This is a genomic window from Kribbella sp. NPDC056345 (assembly GCF_042262745.1).
In the GTDB taxonomy this organism is placed as follows: Bacteria; Actinomycetota; Actinomycetes; order Propionibacteriales; family Kribbellaceae; genus Kribbella.
In genome coordinates this window covers 186,784-201,226 of the sequence record NZ_JBHJQQ010000008.1, presented here as the reverse complement: position 1 = coordinate 201,226, position 14,443 = coordinate 186,784, and the positions used below count along the sequence as shown (strand labels likewise).

11 protein-coding genes are annotated in these 14,443 nt (G+C 67.1%); 3 read left to right on the top strand and 8 right to left on the bottom strand.

The genetic code is table 11. The features are described 5' to 3' along the window. The first annotated feature begins 86 nt into the window (after positions 1-86). On the top strand, positions 87-2,852 hold the full coding sequence (locus ACFCV3_RS27540; RefSeq protein ID WP_376034578.1) for a BTAD domain-containing putative transcriptional regulator: 2,766 nt from the start codon (positions 87-89) through the stop codon (positions 2,850-2,852). Positions 2,853-2,936: 84 nt separating this feature from the next. On the opposite strand, the gene ACFCV3_RS27535 is transcribed toward ACFCV3_RS27540, so the two are convergent. Next, positions 2,937-3,968 (bottom strand): helix-turn-helix domain-containing protein, encoded by a 1,032-nt coding sequence (locus tag ACFCV3_RS27535; RefSeq protein ID WP_344152035.1) that lies wholly within the window; start codon positions 3,966-3,968, stop codon positions 2,937-2,939. Between the two features lie 221 nt (positions 3,969-4,189). After that, entirely contained in the window at positions 4,190-5,299 is a 1,110-nt protein-coding gene (locus tag ACFCV3_RS27530; protein WP_376034576.1) for a magnesium and cobalt transport protein CorA, read from the bottom strand. 76 nt (positions 5,300-5,375) lie between these two features. Here ACFCV3_RS27530 and ACFCV3_RS27525 point away from each other — a divergent pair, with 76 nt between their 5' ends. Both ACFCV3_RS27525 and ACFCV3_RS27520 read left to right on the top strand, forming a co-directional pair. Beyond that, a complete protein-coding gene (locus tag ACFCV3_RS27525) occupies positions 5,376-5,927 on the top strand; it encodes a general stress protein (RefSeq protein WP_376034574.1) in 552 nt (183 codons plus the stop codon). Positions 5,928-6,035: 108 nt separating this feature from the next. Continuing rightward, the gene (locus ACFCV3_RS27520; protein ID WP_376034572.1) at positions 6,036-6,539 is read left to right on the top strand and encodes a MaoC family dehydratase; all 504 of its coding nucleotides are present in this window, start codon (positions 6,036-6,038) and stop codon (positions 6,537-6,539) included. A gap of 167 nt (positions 6,540-6,706) precedes the next feature. Here ACFCV3_RS27520 and ACFCV3_RS27515 read toward each other — a convergent pair whose 3' ends face one another. The 6 genes from ACFCV3_RS27515 to ACFCV3_RS27490 form a co-directional block, all read right to left on the bottom strand. Further along, entirely contained in the window at positions 6,707-8,008 is a 1,302-nt protein-coding gene (locus ACFCV3_RS27515) for an alpha-L-fucosidase (protein WP_376034570.1), read from the bottom strand. A gap of 96 nt (positions 8,009-8,104) precedes the next feature. Then, the gene (locus ACFCV3_RS27510) at positions 8,105-9,853 is read right to left on the bottom strand and encodes a xylan 1,4-beta-xylosidase (protein ID WP_376034568.1); all 1,749 of its coding nucleotides are present in this window, start codon (positions 9,851-9,853) and stop codon (positions 8,105-8,107) included. After that, positions 9,850-11,415, bottom strand: coding sequence for a glucoamylase family protein (locus ACFCV3_RS27505; protein ID WP_376034566.1), 1,566 nt, complete (start codon positions 11,413-11,415; stop codon positions 9,850-9,852). The genes ACFCV3_RS27510 and ACFCV3_RS27505 overlap by 4 nt, the downstream gene beginning before the upstream one ends. Positions 11,416-11,424: 9 nt before the next feature. Then, a complete protein-coding gene (locus ACFCV3_RS27500) occupies positions 11,425-12,237 on the bottom strand; it encodes a carbohydrate ABC transporter permease (RefSeq protein ID WP_376034564.1) in 813 nt (270 codons plus the stop codon). Then, complete coding sequence (locus ACFCV3_RS27495; RefSeq protein ID WP_376034562.1) at positions 12,237-13,142, bottom strand: carbohydrate ABC transporter permease; 906 nt, start codon at positions 13,140-13,142, stop codon at positions 12,237-12,239. The genes ACFCV3_RS27500 and ACFCV3_RS27495 overlap by 1 nt, the downstream gene beginning before the upstream one ends. Further along, positions 13,142-14,425: a sugar ABC transporter substrate-binding protein gene (locus tag ACFCV3_RS27490; protein ID WP_376034560.1), complete on the bottom strand. Its 1,284-nt coding sequence runs from the start codon at positions 14,423-14,425 to the stop codon at positions 13,142-13,144. The genes ACFCV3_RS27495 and ACFCV3_RS27490 overlap by 1 nt, the downstream gene beginning before the upstream one ends. Positions 14,426-14,443: the final 18 nt, after the last annotated feature.

The window sequence follows — 14,443 nt, the reverse complement described above, 5'->3', positions numbered from 1 at the left end:
GCACATCACCTCCTGTCACGACCCTGTCAACAAGCGGACGGTCCCCTCTCGGCGGTACCGTTTGTGCACCTGGGAGTGGGAGGCCGATGACTGAGCGTAGTGGGGGTGGGGCGGCCGAGGTCAGGCTGCTCGGTGCTGTGTCCGTGCGGATCGACGGACGCCTGGTCGAGCTGGGCGGTGATCGGGTCCGAGCGCTGCTGGCCGTGCTGGCGCTGGCCCGGGGCGAAGCAGTCAGTACGCCGGTTCTGGCGGAGCGCATCTGGGGTGACGAGCCACCGGCCAATATCGGGCCGAGCCTGCATACGCTGATGACCCGGTTGCGCCGGGCGATCGGCGCCGACCTGGTCGCGACCGGTCCGGCCGGTTACAGCTTGCGGCTGGAGCCCGAGCAGGTCGATGTGCACCGGTTCAGTCGGCTACTGCGCACCGCTGCGCAGACCGACGATCCGACGGTCGAGTACGACGCAGTCCTGGCAGCACTGGCTCTGTGGGGTGGTAGACCGTTCGACGGGGCACGGTCCGGCTGGCTGGATGACATCGAGACACCACGTCTGGTCGAGCAGTATCTGGCGGCTGTCGAGCGCCGAGCCGACCTACGCATCGAGGATCGGCACTATGGCGATGTTCTGGCCCTGCTGCGCGAGCTGGCGGCGGCCAATCCACTTCGCGAGTCCCTGTGGCTGCGACTGCTCCGACTCCTGGCCAGAGCCGGCCGCACAGCCGAGGCACTCGAGCTCTACGAGTCAGTCCGGCTGAGTATCGCGGACGAGCTCGGTGTGGACCCAGGTGCCGAGCTGCGCGCGCTGTACGCCGAGCTCCTGACCGGTGCACCCGAAGAGGCCGAGGTGCCGCGCACCGCCGTACCGCGTCAGCTCCCGGCCGATCTGCCGACCTTCACCGGTCGGCGCAGCGCACTGGCCTTCCTGGACGACGTGCTCGCCGCAGGCGGGTCCGAGCGGTCCGCAGTGATCGTCGCGATCGACGGGACCGGAGGCGCGGGGAAGACCGCACTGGCGATCCACTGGGCCCATCAAGCCCGCGCGCACTTCCCGGACGGCCAGCTGTACCTCAACCTGCGCGGCTACAGTGCAGGCGGCCTTGTCGAACCGCACGACGCTCTGCAATCGCTATTGCTCGGACTTGGCGTGCCGAACGATCAGATCCCCGGCGCCTTCGAGGCACGGTCGGCGCTGCTGCGCACTCTGCTCGCCGAGAAGCGGCTGTTGCTCGTTCTCGACAACGCGCGCAACGCGGCACAGGTCCGTCCGTTGCTGCCGGGCGCCGGTGGATTCGCCATCGTGACAAGCCGAAACCAGCTGCGCGGTCTGGTCGCACGTGAGGGTGCCCGCCGCTTCAGCCTCGGTCAGATGAGCTCGGCGGAGTCCACCGAGCTACTGGCTCGCGTGGTTTCCGGTCGCCCGTACGACGTTGCCCAGCTGGCCGGCTTCGCGGAGCTGTGCGGGCGGTTGCCGCTGGCCCTGGTCGTCGGCGCGGAGCGGGCGAGCCGCAGCCGGAGTGCCGACATCACCAAGCAGCTGGCTGATGCCAGTGATCGATTGAGCGCCCTGGAGATCGGTGACGACGAGCTGAGCAGTGTCCGCGCTGTCCTGTCCTGGTCGTACCAGGCGCTGCCGTCGGATGCGGCGCGGCTGTTCCGGATGCTTGGTGTCTATCCAGGAGCTGTTTTCGAACCACCCGCGGTCGCTGCGCTGGCGGGACTCGACGAGGTCGAGGTCGACCACCTGCTCGACGTACTGGTCGAGGCGAACCTCCTGGAGCAGGCGTCCGCTTCGTCGTACCAACTGCACGACCTGGTCAGGCTGTACGCAGCCGGTCTCGAGGAGCCGTCGGAGAGTCAACAGGCGCTGGCTCGGCTGCTGGACTGGCTGGCTCAAACCGCACAGGCCGCCAAGCTGGCCCGGGGCGGCCGGCTGCGGTTCGCCCTGCTGCGCAAACCGCTGGACGGCGTGCGGCCACTCACGTTCGGCTCTGATGCCGAGGCGCTGGCGTGGTTCCGCCGGGAGTGGGCAACCCTGGTGGCCGCTGTCGTCCAGGGGGCTGAGCGCGGGCACCACTGGCTCGCGGCAACGCTGGCGAGCGGCCTGTGGGACTACATCGAGCAGGAGCGGTCGCCCACGCCTGCCGCACTGAATGCGTCAGAGATCGCCGTGCGGTCCGCGCGCGCAATCGATGAGCCGCTGCTGGAAGCAGTACTCGGAAACCAGCTCGCGGTCAGCTACGGCCTGCTGGGCCGGATCGACGACTCCTTGGCACAGTTCCTGTCCTCGCTGAAGCTGATGGAGGCTGTGGGCGACCCGTCCGGGATCAGCATGCTGCACAGCAACCTCGGGATGACCTACCAGCGCAAGGGCGAGCTGAAGACGTCGCTGCAGCATCTTGAGCAGGCGTTGGAGCACAGCAACGAGGACCGCTCCTACGGAGCCGTGCTGAACAACCTCGCGCACACCCTCAGCGAGCTCGGACGGAACGAGGAAGCCGTCGAGAACGCGCTGGCAGCGGTCGAGCGGCACCGCAGGGTCAACTACCACCGAGGCGTCGCCTACGCCCTCGACACGGCAGGGATGGCCTACCGGCGGGCCGGTCACTACGAGCAGGCGATCAGCTGCCTCGCCGAGTCGGCACGGTTGTGCAGGGAGCTGGAGCTGGGCGCCGCCGAGGTTCCGACGCTGATCAGCCTGGGCGAGGCGTACGAGGCGGCCGGCCGGTACGACGAGGCGCGGGCGGCCTGGCAGCAGGCGCTGACCGTTGCGGATCGGCAGGGTCCGTCCCAGCACTACGACCGGGCCCGCATTCTCGAGCGCCTGCAGACAACACCGGCCAACGACGGCTGAACACCTGCGCCGGCGGCGCGCTGGGTCGACAGGCGGGGCGGAGCCAGTCGGCCCAGCGCACCGCGCGGGCAGGTGTCGAGTGCCTCAGGCGGTCAGGCGGGGCACTGATTGGGGGTGCGGATGCCGGGTGTTGCCCGAGCCGTAGCCGGACAGCAGCCAGATCCCCAGCTGGGTGATCTCGTGCCGCACCGAGGCGCCGGCCCGGCGGGTGGTGATCAGGCCTGCCTCCCGCAGCACGGTCGCCTGGTGGCTGGCCGCGGCCGGGGAGATCTTGCAGCGCTTGGCCAGCTCGGTCGTCGTACAGCCCGCCACGGCGGCCTCCAGAGCGGCCGCGCGGGTCGAGCCGAGCAGAGAGCCCAGCGGGTCGCTGGAGGTGATCTGGTCCATCGACGCCTGCCGCAGTATGCCGGGCGCGTGCTGGATCGGGTACACCAGGATCGGCTTCAGCTCCGGGTCGCGCAGCTTGGTCGGCACCTGCCAGCAGAACGCCGACGGCTGCAGCTCGATGCCACGCCCGTCCAGGTAGAGGTCGCGGTCGTTCATGTCGAGCACCTGCAGCACCGGTGCGACCCAGCGCACCCGCGGGTGCAGCGACGAGAGCAGCCGGTCGACCCCGTGCCGGGCCAGCGCCTCACCGCGGTGGGCATGGTCGGCCGAGATGTGCGTCCCGATCGACTTCCAGTACGGCGCGATCGCGGCGGCGTGGTACGTCCGGAGTGCCCGGCCGAGCTTGTGCAGCGACCCGCGCTCGCCCTGGGCGAGCTCCCGGGTCCACGGTGAGGCCGGGCGGTACTTGGAGAGCAGGTCGAGCTGGCCGCGGATCTGCTGGCGTGGTGTGGCCAGTGCGATCTCCAGCGCAGCCTCGAAGTCCGGCGCGGACTCGGCCGGGGTGAGGAAGTCGGGGGAGTACCCCTTCGGTGGGGTGAGCTCCAGCAGCAACCGCATCTGATCCGGTGCGACCGACGTCCGGACGTGGCGGCGCCAGTCCTCGAAGATCAGCCGGCCGTCGGAGTGCTGCAGCATGTGCAGACTGAGCAGCACTTCCCACAGCGGCGCCGGTCTGGTCGCGACCGTGACGCGCGTCAAGTCGCGCGGCGTGAAGTGAATTCTGAGCACGGCAACGCCCTCCCAGCGGCAAAACTGTCACGACATCCCCCGATGCCGTCGGTCGCAGATTGTGGCGGCCTGCTGACCGAACGCGATGCCACGCAGTAAATCAAGCGGGCCAATCGCGGCACAACCGTTTGATCCATCCAACCGGCCGTGAGTCCCGGCCATGGCAGAAGGCTGCCACCTCTGGCCGGATCCGGTGCGGTCGTGGTATTAGGCGTATTTGATCAAAGCCAGTGGTTGCGCTTGAACAACCGGTGAAGACCTACACACGCCGCCAGCATCACGCCGAGCACGACGAAGTACCCGTACCTCGTGCGCAGCTCCGGCATGTAGTCGAAGTTCATCCCGTAGATCCCGGCGATCATCGTCGGTACGGCGAGGATCGCGACCCACGACGAGATCCGCCGCATGTCCTCGTTCTCGGCCACCTGCACCTGGGCCAGGCCGGCCTGCAGGATCGAGCTCAGCAGCTCGTCGAACGAGATCACCTGCTCCTTCACCCGCAGCAGGTGGTCGTCGACGTCGCGGAAGTAGTTCCGGGTTTCGTCGGCGATCAGCGGGTGCCGCAGCGTGGACAGGGCCCGCATCGGACCGGTCAGTGGGGCCACTGCACGTTTCAGCTCGAGCACTTCGCGCTTGAGCTGGTAGACGCGGTCGATGTTGCGCCAGCCGCGCGGTGTGAACATCTCGGACTCGATCAGGTCCATGTCCGCCTGGACCGCGGCCGCGACCTCCAGATAGCGGTCGACCACATGGTCGGCAATGGCATGCAGTACGACGCCTGGTCCGACCGCCAGCCGCTCGGGCTGGGCCTCCAGGTCCTGCCGGAGGCCGGTCAACTCACTGTGCTCGCCGTGCCGGACGGTGACCACGAACCCCGGCCCGCAGAACACCATCACCTCACCCGTCGCCACTACCTCACTGGTGGCGGTCAGGTCCTGGTGCGGCACGTAGCTGACGGTCTTGAGTACCGCGAACAGAGTGTCGTCGTACCGCTCGAGCTTCGGCCGCTGATGCGCCTCCGAGGCGTCCTCCAGGGCCAGCGCGTGCAGACCGAACTCGGCACCGATGATCGCGAGCTGGTGGTCGGTCGGCTGGAACAGGCCGATCCAGACGAACCCCTGGCCGCGCTTGGCCCGCCCGAGCGCCTCGGTGTAGGAGTTGATCCGGCGGTCGCGGTGACCGTCGCGGTAGAACGCCCAGTCGACCAGCGCGCCGTCGAGTTTGCCGCTCGCCACCAGGTCCGGACGGCTCGGCCCGTCACCCAGCGCCCGACGGGCGAACAACTGTCCCATCCGGCGTGTCGCGCCCAGGTCCCAGCGTCGTCCGGTCATCACCGGCGAGGCTATCAAGACGCGGTAACCAGCCGTCGGCAATGATGGGGGTGGAAGCACGTGGAGAGGAACGACGATGACGCAAGGCATGCCCTTGATGGATCCGCGGCCGAGCGGTCTGACGATCGGGACGTATGACACCTACCGGGAGGCGCAGCGAGCTGTCGACTACCTCTCGGACGAGAAGTTCCCGGTCGAGCACACGACCATCGTCGGCAACAACCTGCGCCAGGTGGAGAAGATCACCGGCCGGCTGACCTGGGCCCGGGCGCTGACCACGGGTCTGGCCAGTGGTGCCTGGTTCGGTCTGTTCGTCGGCGTCCTGCTGGGCGTCGTCACCAATGCGAACTGGCTGGCCTCACTGCTCACCGGTGTGGTGCTGGGCGCGTTCTTCGGGCTGGTGTTCGGCGGCCTGAGCTACGCCCAGTCGGCGGGACGCCGCGACTTCACCTCCCGCACCGCGGTGGTGGCGACGACGTACGACGTCCTGTGCGACTTCAAGTTCGCCGAGGAGGCCCGCAATCACCTGGCCAAGCTGGCGCTGAAGGGTGAGGTCAGTCCCCGGCTGCCCGACCACTCCATCCCGCAGCAGCAGCCGCCGGTCCAGCCGCACCCGCCGCAGGGCTGAGCGCCCCGGGCGGAGTGACGCACGTCTCTCCGCCCGGTGAGAGCCAGACCACGGCCGCCAGTGGTCCGATCCGCCAGCATGGGGTGTCCAACCACAGGAGGAGCCGGCATGCAGTTCGGGCGCAGCTACGAGGAGTTCGAGGTCGGTGCGGTCTACAAGCACTGGCCCGGCAAGACGGTGACCGAGTACGACGACCACCTGTTCTGCCTGCTGACGATGAACCACCACCCGCTGCACCTGGACTCGAACTACGCCGCGGAGACCACCCAGTTCGGCCAGAACGTTGTGGTGGGCAATTACATCTACTCGATCCTGCTCGGGATGTCGGTCCCCGACGTCAGCGGCAAGGCGATCGCGAACCTCGAGATCGAGTCCCTGCGGCACGTCGCCCCGACCTTCCACGGCGACACGATCTACGGCGAGACGGTGGTCCTGGACAAGTGGGAGTCCAAGTCCAAGGACGACCGCGGCGTCGTCTACGTCGAGACCAAGGGCTACAAGCAGGACGGCACCGTCGTCTGCCTGTTCCGCCGCAAGGTGATGGTCCCGAAGAACTCCTACCTCGAGGCCCGAGGTGGGGAACAGCCCGGCCGCCCCACCCCTGCCTCGTAAAGTGTCCCGCGTCGGATGTTCTTTGGCGCTTGCGGCGCCCAGGCACGCACCTCACGGCACCGGAGGAACAGCCACGATGGAAAAGCATCGAGGCCGCTCCTCCGGCACCGCGATGCACGCACCTGAACACCGCAATCACTCAAACAACATCCAACGCGGGACACTAGTCAGCTCAGGAACAACTCGATCACCGGCACCAGGACGTCCGGCTTCTGGATCGGGAGCTTGAGGGTGAGGACGTCCTCGGCCGCGGCGCCCATGGAGGTGTTGTGCGCCTCTGCCGACGGGTCGCGGATGAGGAACTTGATCTCGGACGCGTCGTTGAGCAGCTGGGCGTACTTCACCTTGCCGGCCAGACCGGGGAGGTGGACGTGGCCCATCGGCCAGGAGAAGAGATGCAGGTAGAGGCGGTTGCCGACCTGGGTGTAGCGGGTGTCGGTCGGCGCCGTGAACTCGGACGGACCGGCGCCGCGGAAGGAGCGCTCGTGCAGGCGGGTCCACTCGCCGATGGCGGCCAGCGTCGCCAGGGCGCGTGGGTCGAACTCGCCGCGGCCGGTGGGGCCGACGTTCAGCAGCAGGTTGCCGTCCTTGGAGACGGAGTCCACCAGCATCTTCACCAGCAGCTCCGGTGACTTCCAGTCCAGGTTGTCGCGGTCGTAGCCCCAGCTGCCGTTCAGCGTCTGACACGCCTCCCACAGCACCGGTACGCCGTCTCGCTTCATCGGACCGTCCGGCTGGTACTGCTCCGGCGTCACGAAGTCGCCGGGGATGTCCAAGCGGTCGTTGATCAGGATGCCGGGCTGCAGTTCGCGGACCATCGCCATCAGCTCGACCGAACGCCAGTCGTCGCGGCCCTTGCCGTGCCCGTCGCGCCCGTCCTCGTAGTTGCGGCCCGGGTAGGAGAAGTCGAACCACATCAGGTCGATCGGCCCGTAGTTCGTGAGCAGCTCACGGGTCTGCGCATGCAGGTAGTCGGCGTACACCTGGACGTCGCGGCCGGCCGCCTTCGCGATCGCCTCTTCGTCGTCGCGCTGCGGGTGCATCAGGTCGATCGGGAACTCAGGGTGATGCCAGTCGATCAGGGAGTGGTAGAACCCGACCCCCAGCCCCTCCTCACGGCAGGCCTCGACGAACTGCTTCACCAGGTCCTTCCCGGCGCCCCAGGCTGTGTGGGCGACCGTGTAGTCCGACACTGCCGAGTCCCACAGGCAGAAGCCCTCATGGTGCTTGGTCGTCAGTACGGCGTACCGCATGCCGGCCTCGCGCGCGGCACGGGCCCACTTGCGCGGGTCGTAGAGGTCAGGCTCGAAGTGGTCGAAGTACGGCTGGTAGTCCTCGTCGGTCAGGCGCTCGCGGTTCTTCACCCACTCGTGGCGGGCGGGCAGGGCGTACAGGCCCCAGTGCACGAACAGGCCGAACCGCCAGTCGCGGAACCTCTCGATCGAGGCTGCGGGTGGACCATCGGGCATGGCAGAGCTCCTCAGCAAGTCGCGGTCATCCGATCTATAGTCGATGGTTTGACCGCGACCCGCCAGAGTCTGTCATTAATTCACGCGGTTAAGTCTTTAGACATCCGATCTATTGGGAGTCAGCTCCACGAGGACGGCGTACGGCATCGGCAGGGTCACCTCGACCACGGTCCCGGTCAGCTCCAGCGGCGTACTGACCATCCGGCTGCGCTCGGCGAGCTGGGCCAGTTGGTCCTCGGTCGGCCACTCCGTAATGCCGAGCTCGGCGGTCGCAGCGACCAGGTCACCGGCACCGATGCCCAGAGTGGTCGCAGTGACCTGCCAGGACGGATCCACGCCGGGCAGCTCCACGTGGACCGTCCTGGTCAGTTCTGAGGCGCCGTCTGCCTTGGTCTGGTCCAGCGTCAGGTTCCAGAGCAGTACGGCGATGCGGTCGCGGTCCCGGGAGGCCCATGCCTCGATCAGACTGCCGCCGCCGTCACCGGTGACCGTGACTGGCAGCTCGACCGGTCCGAGCCGGCTGAGCAGGCTCAGTGCGTGGTAGCGCGGTTTCGGCAGCCCACCGACCGTCTGTAGCCCGAAGCCACCGTGCAGGAACCGCGGTGGTCGGCCCAGCTCCTCGAAATGGTCAGATGCGACCCAGTAGGCCAGTGCGTCCACCCGCCCGGCTGCCGACCGCATACCGCGCAGCAGGAACACTCCGGCGAACACCGAGTCGTTGATCGGGTTGAAGTGCCGCGGGGTCACACCCCACTCGGTCCAGAGGATCCGCGCATCGCCGTACCCGTGCCGCTCCAGCGACGCCCGTACGTCGAGCGGCGGCGAACCGTAGGTGTGCGTCGACACGAAGTCGACCGGGGTGCCGTTGGCCCGGGCATGTGCCAGCAGGTCGTCCACCCAGCCGGCAGCGGCCGAGGACGGGCCTCCGACTGCCAGTCGTTCGTCGACCGACTTCACGGCCGCCGCAGTCACGTCGTACAGGCGGAGCCACTCGGCCCTGGTGCCGGACCAGAAGACCTCGAGGTTCGCCTCGTTCCACACCTCGAAGTCCCAGGTCAGCACCTCATCCAGGCCGTACCGGTCGACCAGGTGCTCGATCAGTGCGCGGACCAGGTCGTGCCAGCGCTCGTACGACTCCGGTGGCGAGATGATCGCGCCGTACTCGAAGACGGTCTTCGACGGATCGCTCGCCAGCTCACGCGGCATGAAGCCGAGCTCGACCATCGGCCGCAGCCCGATCGCGAGCAGCTTGTCGTAGATCGCGTCCACCACGGAGAAGTCGTACGACGATCCGTCGATCACGTGGGTGTCGTCGTGGAAGATCGCATGGGCACGGACCGTCTGGACGCCGAGCTCGTCGTGCATCCGGCGCAGTGCGTCTTCGAGCTCGACGCCGATCTCGTGCCCGCCGGTGGTGTCGGTGCAGAGCAGCTGACTGAGCCGTTCGCTGCCGATCATCGGTACCCACGGCCGCTGCAGTTCAATGCCTTCGGCAACCGTATCGACGGTCACGTTCACCCGTGGAACGGTGTCGTCGGCAACCAACGGAACCGCGCCGACGGCGTGACTCGGGCGGCCGGTGACTGTCACCTCAGGCACGCTGGCGACCGCGTAGTGGTACGGCGTCCCCGGCGTGCACGTGGTGTCGACGTACGGGGGTCCCGGCACGGACAGGACATCACCACTGTGATGATCAACCGGTTCGAGCGGACCGTGGTCGCCGGTCGAGCGCAGGACCAGATACCCGACCGCGCCGTCGACCGGAGACCAGTCGATCGTCACCTGCCCGACACCACCGACTGCGGTCACTACCTTGGGCGGATCGAGCTCAGGGAACTCCGTCATACGAGGCCCGACTCGAAGCGTTCCATCCCGATCACCGGGCGGATGCCGCGTTCGGTGCGGCGGTCGGCGAAGCTGCGGCGGATCAGGTCGTTGCCGAAGACGTTGCCGATGGCACCCATCACCATCGCCTGGTCCAGCGAGAGGTACCGCTTGGCGATCAGCCCCGACTTCACCGCGACCGAGTCGTAGAAGCCGCCGGCGCCGTACGCATGCAGGTCGGTCTCGATCCGGCGCAGGTTCTCGATCGCCTGCCGCGGTGCGTACGCCATCGCGAGGAACGCCGCGTGCGGGGTCACCACACCATCGCCGTACGCCGGGTTCGGGTTGGTGCCCTCGCGGCAGCCCTCGAAGCCCGCGTCGAAGTTCGTCGCCTCCAGGTCCGAGGGGTAACCGCCCGGATCCATCCCGATCGCGTCGACGCCGTACACGGAGTAGCCGCCCTTCGGATTGGAGGCGGGGGAGAAGCCCCAGTACCCGTACTTCGCCTCGTCCAGACCGTGCTCGATGTGCGCGCGGACGGTCAGCGGGTGGTTGATGCCCCAGCTGTGCGGTGCCCAGGTCGCTTCGGGGACGAACAGATCGGGCATCAGCGACTCGAACATGTCACCACCCCACGACGGGACGAGCCGCATCCCGCGGTACTCGTAGGTGCCCTCGAAGACGTCGAGCCCAAGGTACGTGCGGTGCACGCCCTTCGGTTTCTGCTCGACCCAGGACCAGTCGCACGAGTCGGGGAAGGTGCGGTAGGTCGCGTAGTACTGGGTGGCCGGGACCTGGCCGAGCGCGAACCCGACGTACCCGGCGATGCGGGCCTCGGTGTTGCAGGTGTCGTAGTGGAACTTGCGGTAGTACACATCCGGGCCGCTACCGGCGTGGTTGCCCTTCTCGGTCTCCTCGTCGGGAGGCGACGTCTCGAAGAACCCGCCCCGCATCAGCCCGCCGGGCCGGGCGGCTGCGTTGTAGTAGTAGGCGAAGTTCATCTTGTTCAGCAACGAATCCGCGAGGGCGCGGGCCCTTGGCTCGGCATTGCGGACCACCATCAACGCGCAAGCGAACCACCCGTTGTCGACACTCGACACGAACGGGGTGATCGGCTTCGTACCGTCCGGATCGACATACAACACCTCGCCGGTCGCCTCGTCGTACCAGTTGAAGAACATCCCACTCGGCGTGTGGTGCACAACGTTCTGCATGGTCGTCAGCGTCTGCGTGATCCGCCGAAGCGACTCCTGCGGCGAGATGATCCCCAGGTGCCTCGCAACCACCGTGCTCCACAGGTACCCGCCGATGTTGGTAGGCGACGTGTACTTGCTCCGCACGGGGTTGGAGACAGACGCCCCGATGTTGTCCGCAGGCAACCCAGTTCGCTCGTCGGTCATAGCTACCAAACTCCGCCAGGTATCCCGAGCCCACCTCCCAACGAGGGCTTTGTCGTTCCTGCTCGGTTTCCAACCATCTTTCAATTGTTGTACTGGGTCCGCGAAAGCTGGTGTCGCGGTTCCGATGAGAGCAGCAGTACCGGTAGCTGCTAACAGAGTTCGGCGACTGATGTTGGCGGTCATCTTGTCTCCTCATTTCAAACCTGTGATGGCGATGCCCTTGGTGACGTGGCGCTGGAAGGCCAGGAAGATCACCAGCACCGGGACGACGACCACGACCGCGCCGGCCATCAGCAGGCCGAAGTTCTGCGCGTTCTGGCCGGTCGAGTACAGCGCCAGGGCAACGGGAAGCGTGTACTTGTCCTCGGTCTGGGCGATCACCAGCGGCCACAGGAAGTTGTTCCAGGAGCCGAGGAAGGTGAGGATGCCGAGCGTGGCCAGCGCGGGGCGGGTCAGCGGCAGCATGATCCGGGCGAAGATGCCCAGCTCACCGGCACCGTCGACGCGGCCGGCATCCATCAGGTCGTCCGGCAGCCCGAGGAAGAACTGCCGCATCAGGAACACGCCGAACGGCGAGACCAGGAACGGCAGGATCAGGCCGGGGTAGCTGTTGGCCAGCCCGGCGTTGGTGACGAGCACGAACAGCGGGACGAACGTGACCATGCCCGGGATCATCAGCGTTGCCATCACCACGACGAACAACGCGTTGCGGCCCTTGAAGTGCAGCTTGGCCAGCGCGTACCCGATCATCGAGCAGAAGGTCAGGTTGCCCGCGGTCACAACCAGCGCGACCACCCCGGAGTTCAGGAAGTAGCGGGGGAAGTGTGCCTTGCTGAACAGGGCTTCGTAGTTCTCCGTCGTCGCGTTCTCCGGCAACCAGGTCGGCGGCACCCGGAGCAGCTCACCCTGCGTCTTGAAGCTGCCGAGCACCATCCACACGAACGGCGCCGCGACCGCGACCAGACCGAGGGCTCCGATCAGATAGATCCACCAGGTACGGCGCATCACTTCTCCCTCAGCAGCCGGAACTGGATGAACGTGATTACCGCGATGACCACGAACAGCAGATAGGCCATCGACGTCGCGAGACCGTAGTTCCCGAAGCCGAACTGCTGGTACGTGTACATCGACACCGAGACCGTGCTGTTCAGCGGACCACCCTGGGTCATCACGAACGGCTCCTCGAAGAACTGCAGGTAGCCGATCCCGGTGGTCACGCTGGTGAACAGGATCGTTGGCCTGAGCAACGGCACGATCAGGTACCGGAACCGTTGCCATGAGCCCGCACCGTCGAGCTGCCCGGCCTCCTCGACCGACTGCGGGATGCCCTGCAGCCCGGCCAGGAAGATGATCATCGCCGAACCGAAGTTGCGCCAGACCGCCATCGCGATCAGCGACGGCATCGCCCAGGTCTTCGAGGCCAGCCAGTTCGGCCCGTCGATGCCGAACCAGCCGAGCACCGTGTTCAGCAACCCGGCATCAGGAGCCAGCACGAACCGCCAGATGACGGCGATCGCGACGATCGAGGTCACCACCGGCAGGTAGTAGCCGACCTTGAACAGCGCCTGGAACCGCTTCACCCCACGATCCAGCAGTACGGCGGCGCCCAGCGCGACCACCAGCGTCAGCGGCACCCCGATCACCACGAAGTACGCCGTGTTGAACGCCGCCTTGCGGAAGGTCTCGTCCTGCAACGCCTTCAGGTAGTTGCCGAAGCCAACACCTTCCACCGCGAACGGCGTCCGCAGATCCCGCTGCTTGATATCGGTGAAACTCATCCCCAGCGACCCCAGCACCGGTCCCGCCGTGAACGCGAGAAAGAGGACGACGAACGGCAGCACGAGGATCCAGGCAGCGAGGCTCTCGCTTCTCAGCCCGCGGCGGCGGCTCGGCTCCGCGACCGTCGCCATCAGCTACCGCCGGTGCCGATCTGGGATGCCTTGGTCTGGATGGCTTTGGCGGTGTCGGCGGGGGACTGGTTGGCCTTGACCATCTTCTCGATCTCGGTGTCGAACGCGGCGGCGACCTGCTCCCAGTTCACGATCGACGGCGGCGCCTTCGCGTCCTCCAGCTGCTTGCCGAACACCGGCAGCAACGGATCATTCGCGATACTCGGGTCCTGCCAAGCACTCTTCACAGCCGGCAGATCGGTGGACAGCTTGTACCAGGCCGCCTGCGTCTTCTCCTCGGACAGCCACTTCACCAGCTTCCACGCGCTGTCCTTGTTCTTCGAGTTCTTGAAGACGACGAAGTTCGACCCACCGACGAACGACGTCGCAGTCTTGTTCTTCGGCAGCTGGAACACCCCGATGTTCGGCTTCATCGCCTCCCCACCGGCCTTCGCCACCGAGCCCGCCATCCACGGTCCGGAGATGAACATCGGCGCCGTACCGTTGACGAACTGTGCCTCGGTCTGGTTCGGCGGCAGGTCGGTGCAGGCGACCTTGTCGGTGAAGAAGCTCTGGAAGTACTGCAACCCCTCCTGCATCGCCGGCGTGTCCAGCGTGAACGACTTCTGGTCGTCGGCGGTGATCTCGGCCCCGGCCGACCAGGCGAACGGCATCACCGTCTGCCAGGACCCGGTCCCACCCGGCTGCAGATTGATCCCGCACTTGGCTCCGGCCTTGTCCTTCATGGCTTTCGCCATCGCCTTCAGGCCGGCCCAGTCGCTCGGGGGTGTGGTGATTCCGGCCTTCTTCGCCAGGTCCTTGCGGTAGTACACGAGCCGCGTCTCGACGTACCAGGGAACGCCGTACTGGACGCCCTTCACCTTCGTCGTGTCCAGCGCACCGGGGAAGAACGCCGAGTTGTCGAAGCCCTGTGGGGTCGGGTCGAGAGCGCCGAGGTCGGCGAACTCACCCATCCAGGTGCTGCCGACCATCGCGGCGTCCGGCAGGCTCTGCGCGGTGATCGCGGTGGTGAACTTGTTGTGCGCGGCATCCCAGGGGATCGGCGTGACGGTGACCTTCGCGCCCGGGTTGGCCTGCTGGAACTGCTCCATCAGCTTGGGCAGGTTCTCGCCTTCGGTGCCCATCGCCCAGACGGTCAGGTCCCCGGTCGCGGGCCCGTCGCTGACGGTCGTGGTCGCTTGACCGCCCGCCTCGGGAGTGTCGGCCGACCGGCCGCAGGCGGCCAAGGTCAGCGCCAAGGCACAGCCGATCACCAGTCGGCGGCGGATGCTGTGGGTGAACATTGTTGTCTCCTCACTCGG